Annotated in this window: 13 protein-coding genes; 7 read left to right on the forward strand and 6 right to left on the reverse strand. The window is 59.4% G+C overall.

Features of this window, described 5'->3' with window-relative positions; genetic code table 11:
- Nucleotides 1–20: 20 nt before the first annotated feature.
- The 3 genes from PJL69_RS15140 to PJL69_RS15150 form a co-directional block, all read right to left on the reverse strand.
- Complete coding sequence (locus PJL69_RS15140) at nt 21–1112, reverse strand: DUF2235 domain-containing protein (RefSeq protein WP_271310405.1); 1092 nt, start codon at nt 1110–1112, stop codon at nt 21–23.
- Nucleotides 1087–3384: a xanthine dehydrogenase family protein molybdopterin-binding subunit gene (locus PJL69_RS15145; protein WP_271310406.1), complete on the reverse strand. Its 2298-nt coding sequence runs from the start codon at nt 3382–3384 to the stop codon at nt 1087–1089. The genes PJL69_RS15140 and PJL69_RS15145 overlap by 26 nt, the downstream gene beginning before the upstream one ends.
- A 75-nt stretch (nt 3385–3459) precedes the next feature.
- Nucleotides 3460–4590, reverse strand: coding sequence for a type III PLP-dependent enzyme (locus tag PJL69_RS15150; RefSeq protein ID WP_271310407.1), 1131 nt, complete (start codon nt 4588–4590; stop codon nt 3460–3462).
- Between the two features lie 107 nt (nt 4591–4697).
- Here PJL69_RS15150 and PJL69_RS15155 point away from each other — a divergent pair, with 107 nt between their 5' ends.
- The 3 genes from PJL69_RS15155 to PJL69_RS15165 all read left to right on the forward strand — a co-directional run bounded on the left by PJL69_RS15155 (nt 4698) and on the right by PJL69_RS15165 (nt 8563).
- Complete coding sequence (locus PJL69_RS15155; protein ID WP_271310408.1) at nt 4698–5135, forward strand: Lrp/AsnC family transcriptional regulator; 438 nt, start codon at nt 4698–4700, stop codon at nt 5133–5135.
- A gap of 155 nt (nt 5136–5290) precedes the next feature.
- Nucleotides 5291–8197 carry a valine--tRNA ligase gene (locus PJL69_RS15160; RefSeq protein WP_271310409.1) on the forward strand — a complete coding sequence of 969 codons (2907 nt, stop codon included), beginning with the start codon at nt 5291–5293 and terminating at the stop codon, nt 8195–8197.
- 39 nt (nt 8198–8236) lie between these two features.
- Nucleotides 8237–8563, forward strand: a complete 327-nt coding sequence (locus PJL69_RS15165) for a J-domain-containing protein (protein ID WP_271310410.1) — start codon at nt 8237–8239, stop codon at nt 8561–8563.
- Nucleotides 8564–8697: 134 nt separating this feature from the next.
- Here PJL69_RS15165 and PJL69_RS15170 read toward each other — a convergent pair whose 3' ends face one another.
- The gene (locus PJL69_RS15170; protein ID WP_271310411.1) at nt 8698–9489 is read right to left on the reverse strand and encodes a crotonase/enoyl-CoA hydratase family protein; all 792 of its coding nucleotides are present in this window, start codon (nt 9487–9489) and stop codon (nt 8698–8700) included.
- 121 nt (nt 9490–9610) lie between these two features.
- Here PJL69_RS15170 and PJL69_RS15175 point away from each other — a divergent pair, with 121 nt between their 5' ends.
- Together PJL69_RS15175 and PJL69_RS15180 are read left to right on the forward strand one after the other, a co-directional pair.
- The gene (locus PJL69_RS15175; protein ID WP_271310412.1) at nt 9611–10717 is read left to right on the forward strand and encodes a pyridoxal phosphate-dependent aminotransferase; all 1107 of its coding nucleotides are present in this window, start codon (nt 9611–9613) and stop codon (nt 10715–10717) included.
- A 72-nt stretch (nt 10718–10789) separates the two neighbouring features.
- Complete coding sequence (locus PJL69_RS15180) at nt 10790–10984, forward strand: hypothetical protein (protein WP_271310413.1); 195 nt, start codon at nt 10790–10792, stop codon at nt 10982–10984.
- Between the two features lie 3 nt (nt 10985–10987).
- Here PJL69_RS15180 and PJL69_RS15185 read toward each other — a convergent pair whose 3' ends face one another.
- Nucleotides 10988–12184 (reverse strand): pyridoxal-phosphate-dependent aminotransferase family protein, encoded by a 1197-nt coding sequence (locus PJL69_RS15185; RefSeq protein WP_271310414.1) that lies wholly within the window; start codon nt 12182–12184, stop codon nt 10988–10990.
- 200 nt (nt 12185–12384) lie between these two features.
- Between PJL69_RS15185 and PJL69_RS15190 the strand changes: the two genes are divergently transcribed.
- Nucleotides 12385–14259, forward strand: a complete 1875-nt coding sequence (locus PJL69_RS15190; protein WP_271310415.1) for an ABC transporter ATP-binding protein — start codon at nt 12385–12387, stop codon at nt 14257–14259.
- Here the strand turns inward: PJL69_RS15190 and PJL69_RS15195 are convergent, their stop codons facing one another.
- Nucleotides 14260–14949, reverse strand: coding sequence for a TIGR04283 family arsenosugar biosynthesis glycosyltransferase (locus tag PJL69_RS15195; protein ID WP_271310416.1), 690 nt, complete (start codon nt 14947–14949; stop codon nt 14260–14262).
- Nucleotides 14950–15028: 79 nt separating this feature from the next.
- On the opposite strand from PJL69_RS15195, the gene ygfZ reads away from it, so the two are divergent.
- A complete protein-coding gene (ygfZ, locus tag PJL69_RS15200) occupies nt 15029–15766 on the forward strand; it encodes a CAF17-like 4Fe-4S cluster assembly/insertion protein YgfZ (RefSeq protein ID WP_271310454.1) in 738 nt (245 codons plus the stop codon).
- Nucleotide 15767 lies beyond the last annotated feature (1 nt).

Raw genomic sequence — 15767 nt, forward strand, 5'->3', positions numbered from 1 at the left:
ATGATGCGGCGGCGCGGGTTTTAATCCTGCGCGGCAAGCGTGCCTTGCTGCTCAGGCAGGCGCGCCTTGGTATCGCCAGCGCTTACGAAGGGCTGTGCTGTTGGGTGGATGCTCTCAGAACGATCCTTGTTTACCAGACGTCGCGCCCGAAAAAGGAAGAGTTTGCCCCAGTGCCGCCAGGTGCCAACGGAGGGAGCAAGTGGGTCCATTATGAAACGGTCCCGCCAGCCCTCCGGCAGCTTCAAATCACACATCTCCAAACGCTCCAGCATCCAGACCAGCGGGATATTGGCCAAAGGGCGCGCTTCCTCAAAGCCCCCAAGCTGGCCGCCAATATCCCCATGAGAGCCGCGAAACCAGACCTGTTCGATCCGCGCATCCCAGCGCGTCGGACACATCCACATCTCCGGCTCAAACACCTCGCGCGTTTCATCTAGCGCCAGCGCCTGAAATCCGTGGCGCACAATCGGCGACAGGTGGTGGTTGTGAAAAGCATGGCGCCGTTCGGTGAACCGCCACAGCAGCGGCACCCGCGCGCCCAGCGCCTTGACCGTGTCCCAGACGCCGATCATCGCAATGTCGACGCTCTCATGACAATGGGCCTGCGCAAACTCGGCGGCGGCAGCTCTGTCGGGGGTCAGCTCATAGTGGCGATAGGCGGTGCGGATATTGCGCTCTGTGGCGCAGCTTGCTTTCAAAAGGCCCACCCGGTCAATCACGCCCGCGAGCGAGCGTACCGCAAACGCGCCCCGCGAATAGCCCATCAGAAAGATCCGGTCGCCGGGGCGATAGCGGCTTGCGAGATAGCCATAGGCACGGCGGATTTGGCGGTTGATCCCGCGCCCCATCATCACATCCAGCGTCTGACGCCAGCTGTGCCACTGCACCCCAGCCTCATAGTAAAGCGACACACCCGCGCCCAGCTCCTGCAACAGACGGTAGGTGCGCCCAGCGTTGGTCTCCTCCCCATCCATCAGAGAGGACATGGTGCCATCCAGAATAATCACATGCGTGACAGGGCCGCGACGCGGGGCCGTGGGCGAGAGGCGGGCCGCAAATTTACCGGCCAGCCAAGAGGTTATACGTTCATGCAGCCGTATCTTGTGCCTCATTCAACATTTGCCAGACGCGGTGCGGCGTAAACGGCATATCCGCCTGACGCACGCCGCGCTCCCAGAGCGCATCCTGCACCGCATTGGCCGCTGCAGCCATGGCCCCAACCGTGCCAGCCTCGCCACAACCTTTCATGCCCATGATGTTGGCCGTCGAAGGCACGGCCTCCGTGGTAAAGCCAATCATCGGCACATCGCTGGCGCGCGGCATAGCGTAATCCATGAAAGTGGCAGTCAAAAGCTGACCTTCCTCATCATAGACCACATGCTCCATCAGCGCCTGACCAATGCCCTGGGCCACGCCACCGTGGACCTGCCCTTCTGCGAGCATCGGATTGATCAGATTGCCAAAGTCATCCACCACAGTGTAGCGCTCCAAAGTCACCTGACCCGTTTCCGGGTCGACCTCAACCTCCGCCAGATGCGCCCCGTTGGGGAAGCTGCGTGCGGGCAGCGTTGTGCGTTCTTCATGCACCATCAAATCCGTGCGCCCATCCGCGCGCGCCATCTCTGCCGCCTCAAGGAAGGTCGGATGTAGATTAGAGCCTTCTGCGCGGAATTGCTCATCATCAAATGTCACGTCCTCGGCATCCACACCCATCTTCTCTGCAAGATACGGGGTAAATGCTTTAATCATCGTTTCCACGGTCGCTAGTGTCGCGGTATTTTGCACCGTCACAGAGCGCGAGCCGCCGGTGCCGCCGCCCTGTTTGATCCGGTCGCTGTCGCCCTGCACCACTTCGATCAACTCGGTCGAGATGCCGGTCTGATCACTCAGGAACTGGGCATAAACCGTCTCGTGGCCCTGTCCGTTGGATTGCGTGCCCACATAGATTGAGACCGTGCCATCCTCATTGAACTCCACCCGCGCGCTTTCGCTCGGATCGCCAAGGATACTTTCAATATAGTAACACAGCCCCGCGCCGCGCAACTTGCCCGCAGCAGCGCTGGCCGCCTTGCGCGCGGCAAAACCTTCCACGTCGCCATAGGCTTCCATCCGGCTCAGCACGCGGTCAAAATCGCCCACGTCATAGGTTTCGTCCGTGGCGCTTTTGTAAGGGAAAGCCGCATTGGGGATGAAGTTGCGCCGGCGTAGCTCCCAGCCGCTCACGCCCAGCTCCCGCGCCGCGCGGTCCATCAGCCGCTCCAACGCATAAATCGCCTCTGGTCGCCCAGCGCCGCGATAGGCATCCACCGGCGTGGTGTTGGTGTAGATCCCGTCCACCTGCAGCCAGGTGGTCTGCACATCATAAACGCCCATGAGCACACGGCTGAACAATGTGGTCTGAATGGCCTGGGCAAATTGCGAATTATATGCGCCCATATTGGCAGTGGTTTTCACCCGATAGGCGGTGGCTTTCAGGTTTTCATCAAACGCCATTTCCACATGCGAAGTCAGATCCCGCCCGGCATTGTCTGACAGCATCGCCTCGGTGCGCTCCGCCATCCAGCGCACAGGCTTGCCAACCACGCGCGCCGCATGAGCAATCACCAGGGGCTCCTGATAAATCATGCCCTTCATGCCAAAGCCGCCGCCGGTGTCGGGGTTGGTCACCCGCACATTGGCATCGTCCAGTTTGAGCACACGAGCGACTTGGCCTTTCGGTCCCCAGACCCCTTGCCCATTGTTGGCAACATGGACTTTATCGCCGTCCCATTCCGCGTAGGCGCCGCGCGGTTCCATCGAATTTACGATGATCCGATTGTCACCCACCTCAAGGCTCACAACATGCGCTGCCTCAGCAAAGGCCGCGTCTGTGGCGGCCTCATCGCCAAGCCCCCAGTCAAAGGCAAGGTTGTCCGGTGCCTCTCCATGAAGCTGTTCGCCACCACGTGCCAATCCCATGTGCGCCGGGCGCTCTTCATAGTCAAACAAGATCATCTCAGCCGCATCGCGCGCCTGATCCAGTGTTTCCGCCACGATCACTGCCACCGGCTCGCCAACGTAGCGCACACGCCCGTTGGCCAACAAAGGCCGCTCAGGGCTCGCCCCCATACTGCCGTCACGGTTTTTCACCTGCGTCCCGGGCAGATTGGCCTCAAGACCGGCCGCCACCAGATCAGCTTGGGTCAGCACACAGGCTACGCCCTCTGCCTCACATGCGTCCGCAACATCCAATTCAGTGATATCGCCGTGCGCGACAGGAGAGCGCAAAAAAAAGGCCTGCAATGCCCCCTTAGGGGCAATGTCATCCACATACCGCCCTTCACCCGTCAAAAACCGTGTGTCTTCGACTCGCTTTACCGACTGACTCTTTCCAAATTTTTCCATGGCTGGCTGCTCCCTGCACGTGGCTTCGACCGCGACTGTATCGCGCAATGGGCCAGTGTCCAGAGCATGTCGGCTTCACAACGTTGCGACAGTCACCATGCTTTGTGCGCCATAGCCGTTAAAGCCAGTCGACAGACTCGCGGAGTATGCCCCCATGGCACGGATCAGAAGGTAGTCTTCTTCCGCGATGTCATCTGGCAGCAACACAGGGTCAGGCAGGCGGTCCAAACTGTCACAGGTTGGGCCAAAGACAATCTTGCCCGCCAACCCCGCCCCCGGATCCGCCCCATGAACGCGGGTGACAGAGATCCTGTCAGGAACACCAATGTCGCGCAGTTCTGTCAGCGCTCCATAGATGCCATCATTCAGAAACACAGCATCACGTCGCACAGCTTTTGCGCGCAAAGCCAGCGTAAAGGCTTCCGCAACCATCGCGCGTCCCGGCTCGCAAACAAGCGCGGGGACCTGATCTCCAAACGCGCGCGTTGCCTCAGCCGAAATTCGCTTGAAGATCGCTTCCAGATCCGGTGCAACACCACTGCGATGCGCAGCAAAGCCACCTCCGACGTTCAGCCGACACAAAGTGCCCCCAGCCCGACGAGCCACATCCGCAGCCTCAACAATATAGACAGCCCAGACCTGCGGATCCGCGCATTGCGTACCCGGGTGAAATGTCATTGAGGTGGCAAATCCCATCTCATTGGCCTGTTGAAGGAGAGCAACCGCATCATCGGGGTCTGCACCAAACTTTTCGCCAAAATCATACGCCGCGCCAACAACGGGAAGCCGCAAGCGCACCGCGATTTCGGTGTTGTGACGCGGTACATCAACCAGCTTTTCCAGCTCACGGGAGCAATCCACTGACCAACTGGCAATACCGTGCCCTACAGCCTCTGCAATCTCCGCCGCCGATCGTATAGGGTTATGGTAGTGCAGCACGGCATCAGGAGCAATTTGGCGCACGCGGGTCATCTCTAGAGGTGAGGCGACATCGAAAGCACGCACTCCGGCGCCAACCAGATTGCCAAGCACGGATTCATGATCGTTGGCCTTAACAGCGTAGGTGACCAACCCATCAAATCCATCAATGAACCGACGCGCCGTGGCTTGCAGCACTTCCGGCGCGAAATAAAGCACCGGTACATCCGGCTCGAATTTTTTCAGATGCCAAAGTGGCGATGGCCAAAGCGCCGGATCGGTATGCATATCTCACCTCAAACCTGTTTTTTACAAGTCTCTGGCGATTTGTTGTCGATTTCATATGTAGAAACGATAGTATCGCAGTTAATCTTCGACATAATGACGGCCTAACCATGCAAATCGACGAAACCGATCAAAAACTGCTCGCCTTACTAGGGGAAGATGCCCGCGTGCCTGTTGCCACTCTTGCACGCAAACTCGGGCTTGCCCGTACAACGGTGCAAGCGCGTATCGACCGCCTAGAAACATCCGGTGCAATCGCTGGCTACACTCTGCGCCTGGGCGACAGCATCGCCCCACGCCTGCGCGCAACTGTCCTTCTCTCCATTGAACTGCGTGCAGGGCCTTCGGTGCTGGATCGGCTGAAGTCACTGCCTGCGGTCGAAAGTGTACATACTTGCTCCGGGCGGTTCGATCTGATCGTGGAGCTGTCCGCCGACACAACCGCGCAACTGGACGAAATGCTCGACAAAATAGGCGAGTCAAAAGGCGTCAAGAGTTCGGAAAGCCTCATTCATCTTGCAACAAAACTCAGCCGCCGTAGGACTTAGACAACCGCACAAACCAAACGACGCGCCACCACACAGACGCGCCATACCGACAAACCGTGCCAAATCCCGCCGCTTCCCGCTTCCCCTTTGGCTGCGCTTTCGCTAGAGACAACTCCGATTGACAAACGGCCCGACCGACAAAAGGGATCAAACCAATGGCGATGGAAACGACCTTCAATGCAGCCGAGGCCGAAGGCCGGCTTTATGAGGCTTGGGAAAAAGCAGGCTGCTTCACCGCAGGCGCAAATGCAAAACCCGGTGCCTCCACCTATTGCATCATGATCCCGCCGCCCAACGTGACTGGCGTGCTGCACATGGGCCACGCGTTCAACAACACGCTGCAGGACATCCTGATCCGCTGGAAGCGCATGCAGGGCTTTGACACGCTTTGGCAGCCGGGCACAGACCACGCGGGCATCGCCACCCAGATGGTTGTGGAGCGCAAGCTGGCCGAAACCGGGCAACCCTCCCGCCGCGAACTGGGCCGTGAGAAATTCCTTGAGAAGGTCTGGGACTGGAAAGGCGAGTCCGGCGGCACCATCGTGAACCAGCTCAAGCGCCTTGGCGCGTCTTGCGACTGGGACCGCGAAGCCTTCACCATGTCAGGCGCGCCTGGTGCCCCTGCGGATGTGGCGGGCGGCAACTTCCACGACGCGGTGCTGAAAGTCTTTGTTGAGATGTACAACAAGGGCTTGATCTATCGCGGCAAGCGCCTCGTGAACTGGGACCCGCATTTTGAAACCGCGATCTCTGACCTCGAAGTGGAGAACATCGAAGTCGCCGGCCACATGTGGCACTTCAAATACCCGCTCGCAAATGGGGCCACCTACACCTACGTCGAGAAGGATGAGGACGGCAACGTCGTGCTGGAAGAAGAGCGCGACTACATCTCCATCGCCACCACGCGGCCTGAAACCATGCTGGGCGACGGCGCAGTGGCCGTGCACCCCTCTGATGAGCGTTATGCCCCGATCATTGGACAGCTCTGCGAAATCCCCGTAGGCCCCAAAGAGCACCGCCGCCTGATCCCGATCATCACCGATGAATACCCGGACAAAGACTTCGGCTCCGGCGCAGTGAAAATCACCGGCGCGCATGATTTCAACGACTATCAGGTCGCCAAACGCGGCGGCATCCCGATGTACCGCCTGATGGACACCAAAGGCGCAATGCGCGCTGACGGCGAAGACTACGCCGCTGCCGCGACCCTCGCCATGTCTGTCGCAAAAGATGAGAAGACCCTGACAGAGGCAGAGGCCGACGCGGTCAACCTCGTGCCAGACGACATTCGCGGCATGGACCGGTTTGAGGCCCGAAAGCTGGTGGTTGAGCAGATCACATCCGAAGGCCTCGCGGTGATGACCACCGAGACGCAAAAGGACGAAGACGGCAACGAGATCGAAGTTGCCGTGCCCATGGTTGAAAACAAACCAATCATGCAGCCTTTTGGAGACCGCTCCAAAGTGGTGATCGAGCCCATGCTGACCGACCAATGGTTTGTCGATGCCGCCAAATTTGTTGGCCCCGCACTGGATGCCGTGCGCGACGGCACCGTGAAAATCTTGCCGGAATCCGGTGAGAAAACCTACTACCACTGGCTGGAAAACATCGAGCCTTGGTGCATCTCCCGCCAGCTGTGGTGGGGCCACCAGATCCCGGTTTGGTTTGATGCGGATGGCAATCAATATTGCGCCGCCACCGAAGCTGAAGCACAGGCACAAGCTGGCGAGGGTGTCCCTCTCACCCGCGACCCCGACGTGCTCGACACATGGTTCTCCTCCGGCCTCTGGCCCATCGGCACGCTGGGCTGGCCGGAGCAGACCGACGAATTGGCAAAATACTTCCCGACCTCCACGCTGGTCACCGGGCAAGACATTCTGTTCTTCTGGGTCGCGCGTATGATGATGATGCAACTTGCTGTGGTAGATCAGGTGCCGTTCGACACCGTTTATCTGCATGGCCTTGTGCGCGACGCCAAAGGCAAGAAGATGTCCAAATCCACCGGCAACGTGATGGACCCGCTGGAAATCATCGACGAGTACGGCGCCGACGCACTGCGTTTCTCCTCTGCGGCCATGGCGGCGCTGGGCGGCGTGCTGAAACTCGATATGCAGCGCATCGCGGGCTACCGCAACTTCGGCACCAAACTCTGGAACGCAGCGCGCTTTGCCGAGATGAACGGCGTGTTTGAAGACGATGTGACCACGTGGAGTGGCGAAACTTGCACCCAGTCCGCCAACCTCTGGATCATCGGCGAAACCGCCAAAGTGCGTGAAGAGGTCGACGCGGCACTGGAAAGCTTCCGCTTCAACGATGCCGCCAGCGCGCTTTATGCCTTTGTCTGGGGCAAGGTCTGTGACTGGTATGTGGAGTTTTCCAAACCGCTGTTTAACAGCGAAGACGCCGCAGCGGTGGCCGAAACCAAAGCCACCATGCGCTGGGTCATCGACCAGTGCCTGATCCTGCTGCACCCGATCATGCCTTTCATCACCGAAGAGCTCTGGGGCAACCTTGGCGACCGCGCAAAGATGCTCGTGCACGCCGACTGGCCTACCTACACAGCGGCAGAGTTTGTGGACGCCAAAGCCGACCGCGAGATGAACTGGGTGATTTCTGTCATCGACAACATTCGCTCTGTACGCGCCCAGATGGGCGTGAACGCCGGCGCAAAAATCGATGTGGTTGTCAGCGAGATCACCGAGGAAAACCGCGCCGCATTTGCCGCCAACCAAGCGTTGATCTTCAAGATCGCCCGTGTGGTGTCGCTTGAGGAAGTCGCAACCTTCCCCAAAGGCACCGCGACGGTCGCCGTTGATGGTGCAACCTTCGGTCTGCCGCTTGCCGACATCATCGACATTGATGCGGAAAAAGCCCGCCTTGAGAAGGGTCTCGGCAAACTCGCCAAGGAGCTCGGAGGCCTGCGAGGGCGTCTGAACAACCCCAAATTCGTCGCCTCTGCGCCGGATGAGGTGGTGGCAGAAGCCCGTGAAAACCTCGCCGCGCGTGAAGCTGAGGAAGCCAAGATTAAAGGTGCTCTGGCCAAGCTCGCCGAATTGGACTGAGCCCTTTAAAATCAGCCGGATCATGCCTATTGTCGGGGCATGATCCGCAGCTTTTTAAACCTCATCGAACGTCAGATCAAAAAGGCGCAGGCACAGGGCCAGCTGAACGGTCTGGAGGGCGAAGGCAAACCGCTCCCCAAACGTCATGGCAGCGAAGACGCCGCTACCTCTGTGGGGCATTCCATCATGGCGCGCGCAGGCGTCCTGCCCAGGGAATTCAAACTCAAAGAGGCGCTGGAGGCAGCCAAACAGGACTGGCAACAGGCCACGGATCCTGCGGATAAGAAGCGACTGATGACAAGAATTTCCGAGCTGGCGTTGGCTTACAACATCGAGCGCAATGCCTACCGAAAATTCCTGAAATAGCCCCTTGGCTTTCTCATTCTTCAAATATCCCCGGGGTATGGGGGCTGGCCCCCATGTGCTTTACTACCCTTGATCAATACACCGGCTGGCCACGCTGCGAAGCTTGCGCGCAAAACCAGCCGCACGTCCCACGCTTACTTAAAAATCGGTGCCCGTTTCTGCAGATTGGCGGCAATCACCTCCATCTGATGTGCCTTGCCCATCAGTGTCGTCTGCACGCGGCTTTCCTCTAGCAGCACCGCATCTTCATCGTTTGCGTGCGTTTCCGCAAACCCGATCAGCGCTTTGGCTGCGCGAATGGCCGAGGGGCTCTTGCCTGCGATCTCCTCAGCCAGCGCCATCGCGGCCGCCAGCGGATCGTCCACCACCTCGGTCACCAGCCCCCAGTCCGCAGCCTGCGCAGCGTCAAAGGAAGTCGCGGTGTAGGTCAGCTTGCGGATCACATCAGAGCGGGTAAGCTGCGGCAGAAGCGCCATGCCGCCCATATCCGGTACGATGCCCCATTTCATTTCCATGATGGACATTTTTGTTTCTGGCGCGGCAAAACGCACATCCGCGCCCAGCGCGATCTGCAGCCCGCCGCCGTAGGCCACGCCTTGTAGCGCACAGATCACCGGCACCGGCAGCTTTCGCCAGACCAAGGCCACCTGTTGGAACAGATTGGCATTCCCATAGGTGCGCGGCATCAACAGCTCTTCCGGATCATTGCCCGCCATTGCCCCAAAAGACATCACATCAAGCCCTGCGCAGAAAGCCTTGCCTTCTCCAGACAACACCACAACGCGCGCATCTTCGTTGTCCATCAGTCCTTCGCCAGCGGCCACAATGGCTTCCAGCATCTCTGGATCCAACGCGTTCATTTTGTCGCCACGCGTCAGCGTTACGCGTGCGATATGGTTCTCAACTTCAACAGAAACGCGTGCCATGCGGCTCTCCTCAAATACGGCATAGGTGCGCACACCCTCCGATGACCGCACATAAAAATCCACCATAACGTCAGGGCATTTACGCTTGCTCATCCAAAAGCGTTGCGCCACCTTCCGCGCCATGACCGGACCTCGTTATACCAAATTGGCCCAAGGCCTGCCCGCCACCGTTCCTTTCGTCGGCCCCGAAGCGCAGGAGCGCGCCATGGGCCATACTTTTGCCGCCCGTATGGGCGCCAATGAAAACATCTTTGGCCCTTCTCCAAAAGCCATTGCCGCGATGGCACAGGCAACAGATGGCATCTGGATGTATGGCGATCCGGAAAGCTTCAAGCTGCGCCACGCACTGGCCGCCCATCACAACGTCAGCGCCGACAACATTGTGGTAGGTGAAGGCATCGACGGGTTGCTTGGCTATCTCGTCCGTCTGCTGATTGAGCCGGGTGATGCGGTGGTCACATCGCTCGGGGCTTATCCCACCTTCAACTATCACGTGGCAGGCTTTGGCGGTGTGCTGCACGCGGTGCCGTATAAGGACGACGCGGAAGACCTGCCTGCGCTACTGGCCAAGGCCGCGGAAGTGGACGCAAAGCTTGTATACTTCGCCAATCCCGACAATCCGATGGGCGGTTGGTTTAAAGGGGCTGACATCGCCGCACAGTTTGACAATATCCCTGAGGGCTGCCTGCTTCTGCTCGATGAAGCCTATGTGGAGCTCGCGCCGGAAGGCACTGCCGTCCCAGTCCATATCGAAGATCCGCGCGTGATCCGCATGCGCACTTTCTCCAAAGGCTACGGCATGGCCGGGGCCCGTGTGGGCTATGCCATGGGGGCCAAAGAGCTGATCCGCGCCTTTGAAAAGATCCGCAATCACTTTGGCCTGAACCGGGCCGCCCAAGCCGGGGCGCTGGCCGCACTTGAGGACAACGACTGGCTACACTCCACCTGTGACAAGATTGCGGCCGCGCGGGCTGAAATCACCCGCATCGCTGCCGCGCATGGCTTGAAGGCTCTGCCGTCAGCGACCAATTTTGTCACCATAGACTGCGGTCAGGACGGCGCCTTTGCCAAATCGGTGCTTGAAGGCCTCGTGGCGCGGGGAATCTTTGTGCGCATGCCGTTTGTTGAGCCGCAAAACCGCTGCATCCGCGTCAGCTGCGCCCCTGCAGAGGATCTGGCCTTGTTTGATGCCGCCCTTGGCGAGACCCTGTCGGCACTTTCCGGCTAGCCCGCCCTGTTCACGAATATTTTCCTATGGCGCAGGTAAACTCGGGATAGTCTGTCTGTAGGAGGACGCACAATGTCAGGTCCGGTACAGTCTGCACCGAACTACACCAACGCCGCGCTGGTCATGGGGTTTGTGAACCTCATGTGGGTCTTTGTTTTGATCTTTATTCTCTGGGGAATCCCCGCAGTTATGGTGCTGGCCGTGATATTGAACGCCGGCATTGATCGGCTCGCGCGCCGCAAAGACCGGCACGCGCCCAGAGCGTAAGCTTCAAGCCTCAGCAATCACCTTGGCCGCTGCCTCCACCGCGCCCGACCCGTGTGGAATGTCCAGCGCCATCATGCCTGCCTGCACCGTGGCCAGCATCCCCATGATCATTTGGGCATTCACATGCCCCATATGGCCAAACCGAAAAAAGCCGTCGCTTTGCGGATCTTCTTCTGTCGCCATGCCAAGCCCGATGCCAAGCGTCAGCCCTGCGTTGTCCTGACACCAACGGCGCAAGCGCGTGCCATGCTCTGCGCCAATCTGCAAGGAGGTCACGGCGGTGCTGCGATCCTGCGCCTGCGCGACGTTCAGCGCCAGCGGGCCATCTGCCCCCCAGGCTTCGCTCGCCGCCCAGATCGCACGTGCCAAAGTTTCATGGCGCTGCCAAACGTGCTCCATGCCCTCTTCCATCAGCATATCGAGCGCCACCCGCAGCCCATACAGATGATGCGTCGGCGCAGTGCCACAGAAATGCTGGTAGTAAACGTCCGGGTGCGCGCGCGGGACCCAATCCCAATAGCGACTCACGCGCTTCAGTTCCGCGCGACGCGCCGCCGCCTTTTCGTTGAAAAACACAAACCCCATGCCCGGTGGCACCATCAGCCCCTTTTGGGACCCCGCCACCATCACATCCACGCCCCAGGCGTCCATCTCAAAACGGTCACAACCGAGAGAAGCAATGCAATCCACCATCAAAAGCGCCGGATGCCCGGTCGCGTCCATGGCTTTGCGCAGCGCAGACACGTCGCATTTCAGCGACGTGGAGGTATCGACATGGGTGACCAACACCGCTTTGATTTCAAGATTGGCATCAGCGGCCAGCGCCTCGGCAACACGGGCCGGATCAATCGGGGTTTGGCGACCAAAGTCGATCACCTCGGTATCTACCCCAAGGCCAGCCGCCATTTCGCCCCAGCCATGGCCGAAAGTCCCTGCCGCAGGCACCAGAACCTTGTCACCCAGCTCCACAACATTGGCCAGCGAGGCCTCCCAGACCGCATGGCCGTTGCCGATGTAGATTGCCGCGTGATGCTCTGTGCGAGCCACTTTCTTCAGATCGCGCAATACACCCGCTGTCAGGTCGATCAGCTCTCCCTCATAGATGTTGGGGGCCGTTCGGTGCATGGCCCGCAAAACAGCCTCCGGCATCACCGATGGTCCGGGAATCGCAAGATAGGTCTGTCCTTGAGTGAGTTGCATGGGGCTCTCCGAATAGATTCAGCGGAAACAGTATCTTGAAGTCCTGCGGCGTCAATTCCCGCACCATCACTGTTTGTGCGACACCCCTTCGCATTTGGTGATGCGCCCAAAGAAACGTCACCTCTATTCCCACTGGTTTCAGGCCGCGCTGCCCTGTAAAGGTCATGACAGACAGATCACAGCCGACAAGGGCGACACACGTGACCAACACCAACAGCCAACCGCCAAAAGACAACGGCTATTTGCTTTCCTGGCTCTGGCGCAAATACCTTAAGAAGCACAAATGGCTCCTGATCGCCTCTGCTTTTCTGATGGCAATCGAAGGATCCTCTCTGGGACTCATGGCCTGGATGATGGAGCCGATGTTTGACAGCGCCTTTGCCGGTGAAAACGCCGACGCTCTCTGGAGTGTCGGGCTTGTTTTTGCGTTCATCTTCTTTTTGCGCGGCGTCACCAGCGTGGCCCACAAAACGATGATGACAGCGGCCACCCAACGCTCGGCTGCGGATCTGCGCGGCGATTTGTTGGGGCGGATGATGATTCAGGACAACGCCTTTCATCAGACCCACCCACCAGGGTACCTGATTCAACGGGTTCAGGCAGACGTGAGCGCCATCAACGGCGTTTGGTCGAGCTTCATCATGGGGGCTGGGCGTGATTTCATGTCAATGATCGCGCTTGTAGCAGTGGCCGTAAACGTGGATTGGCGTTGGACATTGGTGGCCTGCGTCGGCACGCCACTCCTCGTGATGCCCTCTCTTGCTGCACAGCGTTTTGTGCGTCGTCGTGCCCGCGAAGCGCGTGATCACGGCGCCAAGATTGCAACCCTGCTTGATGAGATTTTCCACGGCATCGTGCCCGTCAAACTCAACCTGCTGGAACGCTACCAGAACGGCAAATTCCGAGGGTGGACCAAACAGCTTGTGCGCGCCGAAGTGCGCTCCACCTTTGGCACCTCTTCCATCGCCGGGATGATCGATATTACCGCCGGGATCGGCTTCTTCTGCGTTCTGCTTTATGGCGGTGGGGAGATCGTGGCGGGTGAAAAGACCGTGGGCCAGTTCATGGCCTTCTTCACCGCCCTTGGCATGATGTTTGAACCGTTGCGCCGCCTCGCAGGCCTGTCCGGACGCTGGCAAGTTGCTGCCGCTGCCATTGAACGGCTCAAGGAGCTGGTCGAAGCGGAGCCCACCATTCAATCGCCCACCACACCGGTTGCGGCCCCGACAGGCGTTCCTGCCATTGAACTCAAAGACGTGCATCTCTCTTATGGCGATGTGAAAGTGCTCAACGGCACCAGCTTTGTTGCCGAGGCCGGCAAGACCACCGCCATTGTCGGCGCGTCGGGCGCAGGCAAGTCCACGCTCTTCAACGTGCTGACACGTCTGGTGGACCCACAAAAAGGCCACAGCCTGATCGGCACGGTCGACAATCGCGCCATGACGTTGGCCGATCTGCGCAGCCTGTTCTCTGTGGTCTCTCAGGAAGCGGTATTGTTTGACGACACGTTACGTGAAAACATCGTGCTGGATCAGCAAAACGTCGATGATGCCCGGCTGGAAGAGGTACTGAAAGCGGCGCATGTGGCGGATTTCCTGCCCAAGCTCGCTGATGGTCTCAACACACAGGTCGGCCCGCGTGGCTCCAACCTCTCTGGCGGACAGCGCCAGCGGGTTGTGATTGCCCGCGCGCTTTTGCGCAACACGCCGATCCTGCTGCTGGATGAGGCCACCTCAGCGCTCGACACGCGCTCTGAAACCATCGTTCAGGCCGCGCTGGACAAACTCTCCTCCGGCCGCACCACACTGGTCATCGCCCACCGTCTCTCCACCGTGCGCGAGGCGGATAAGATCGTGGTGATGGACAAAGGGATTGTGGTCGATGAAGGCACCCACGACGAGCTTCTGGCCCGTGGCGGCGTGTATGCGGAGCTGCATGAGTTGCAGTTCAAAACCAGTGGCGAGACGGCTGAGGCACGCGCGCTAAAGCCTGTGAAACCCATCGGTCAAAATCACGCTTCGGAACAGAAAACCTTTGTCGGGCGGCTGTTTGACCGTCTGGCGTTCCGGCGCTGATCAGCCGCCCTTCCGGTAAGACGCCGCCAGCGTCTCCGGTTTGGCACCTAAAAAATACCTCAGCAACGTCAAGAGGTTACGCCGCCCGCGGCGCAACCAACCCTGCTTACGGTATTTCTCTGCGCTGGTCGTGGCGACAGCATCAAGATACATTAGCCGCTTGCGCCCCAAGCGCCGTGCCAAGGCCACGTCTTCCATCAAGGGGATGTCGTCATAGCCGCCAACCTGCCCATAAAGCCGCCGCGAAATCAGAAGCGCCTGATCACCATAAGGCAGGCCAAACACCCGACTGCGCAGATTGGCCCACCCGGCCACAACCCGCCCCGCAGGTCCGGGTGTATCAAAGGCCAGCGTGAACCACCCAGCTTTGTCAGATTGGCCCAGCTTGGCCTCCACCGCTTCCACCCAGCTTTCAGACAGCACTGTGTCGGCATGGACAAACAGAAGCCACTCTCCCGTGGCCAACTCCCCACCTTGACGCAGCTGCCCACCACGAGACGGTGTGGTGCGAATGATCTTCGCCCCAACCTCATCGGCAATGGCCAGCGTCTGATCCTCAGAGCCACCATCGACCACAATCAACTCGCGCAAAATCCCCGCAGACACACCAGCATACAGCGCGCCAAGACAGGCAGGCAGCGCCTGTTCAGCGTTAAGCGTTGGGATGATCACACTAAGCGGAGCGCGCATTTCTTTGTCCTGCCCTGTTGCACGGCAGAAGCGCTTCTATATGAGAAGAGTACGCAAGAACAGGACGAACCACATGACCATGCCCGCACGTAAGATCCTCCGCCTCAGCGGGGCTGACACCGAAAGCTTCCTGCAAGGGCTTGTGACCAACGATCTGGACCATTTGAGCGATGGTCTGCTCTATGCCGCACTGCTCACGCCTCAGGGCAAGTACATCGCGGATTTCTTTCTGAAACGCGACGGCGCAGACATTCTGCTGGACGCAGACGCAGATCAGGCCCCCGCTCTGATCCAACGTCTCAGCATGTACAAGCTGCGCGCAGATGTGGCGATTGCCGAGACCGATCTCCACCTCCACCGCGGTCTTGGCGACACGCCAGAGGATGGCGCGCTGGACCCACGTGGCGCAAACCTTGGCTGGCGGGCTTATCGCGATATCCCGCAAGACGGCGACACCGTTGACTGGATCGCGCTGACCGTGGCCAATCAAGTCCCCAACACCGGAATTGAGCTTAATGGTGACAGCTACATTCTGGAGATGGGTTTTGAACGCCTCAACGGTGTGGATTTCCGCAAGGGGTGCTATGTGGGTCAGGAGGTCACCGCCCGCATGAAACACAAAACCGAGCTGCGCAAAGGCCTCGCTCTGGTCGAGATCGAGGGCCAAGCGCCTGTGGGCACACCGATCCTGCGCGACGGGCGCGAGGTCGGTAAACTCTACAGTCAGTCCGGCGGCAAAGCACTGGCCTATCTGCGTTTTGATCGCGCAGGAGACGGCATGACCGCCGGAGAGGCCACCGTCACCTACAAAGGCTAAA

Origin of the sequence: Shimia sp. MMG029 (genome assembly GCF_027947445.1) — a bacterium.
In the GTDB taxonomy this organism is placed as follows: Bacteria; Pseudomonadota; Alphaproteobacteria; order Rhodobacterales; family Rhodobacteraceae; genus Shimia.

Coding starts and splice junctions, on each gene's coding strand:
- PJL69_RS15140 (WP_271310405.1), bottom strand. CDS start 1,112: ATGAGGCACAAGATACGGCTGCATGAACGTATAACCTCTTGGCTGGCC.
- PJL69_RS15145 (WP_271310406.1), bottom strand. CDS start 3,384: ATGGAAAAATTTGGAAAGAGTCAGTCGGTAAAGCGAGTCGAAGACACA.
- PJL69_RS15150 (WP_271310407.1), bottom strand. CDS start 4,590: ATGCATACCGATCCGGCGCTTTGGCCATCGCCACTTTGGCATCTGAAA.
- PJL69_RS15155 (WP_271310408.1), top strand. CDS start 4,698: ATGCAAATCGACGAAACCGATCAAAAACTGCTCGCCTTACTAGGGGAA.
- PJL69_RS15160 (WP_271310409.1), top strand. CDS start 5,291: ATGGCGATGGAAACGACCTTCAATGCAGCCGAGGCCGAAGGCCGGCTT.
- PJL69_RS15165 (WP_271310410.1), top strand. CDS start 8,237: ATGATCCGCAGCTTTTTAAACCTCATCGAACGTCAGATCAAAAAGGCG.
- PJL69_RS15170 (WP_271310411.1), bottom strand. CDS start 9,489: ATGGCACGCGTTTCTGTTGAAGTTGAGAACCATATCGCACGCGTAACG.
- PJL69_RS15175 (WP_271310412.1), top strand. CDS start 9,611: ATGACCGGACCTCGTTATACCAAATTGGCCCAAGGCCTGCCCGCCACC.
- PJL69_RS15180 (WP_271310413.1), top strand. CDS start 10,790: ATGTCAGGTCCGGTACAGTCTGCACCGAACTACACCAACGCCGCGCTG.
- PJL69_RS15185 (WP_271310414.1), bottom strand. CDS start 12,184: ATGCAACTCACTCAAGGACAGACCTATCTTGCGATTCCCGGACCATCG.
- PJL69_RS15195 (WP_271310416.1), bottom strand. CDS start 14,949: ATGCGCGCTCCGCTTAGTGTGATCATCCCAACGCTTAACGCTGAACAG.
- ygfZ (WP_271310454.1), top strand. CDS start 15,029: ATGCCCGCACGTAAGATCCTCCGCCTCAGCGGGGCTGACACCGAAAGC.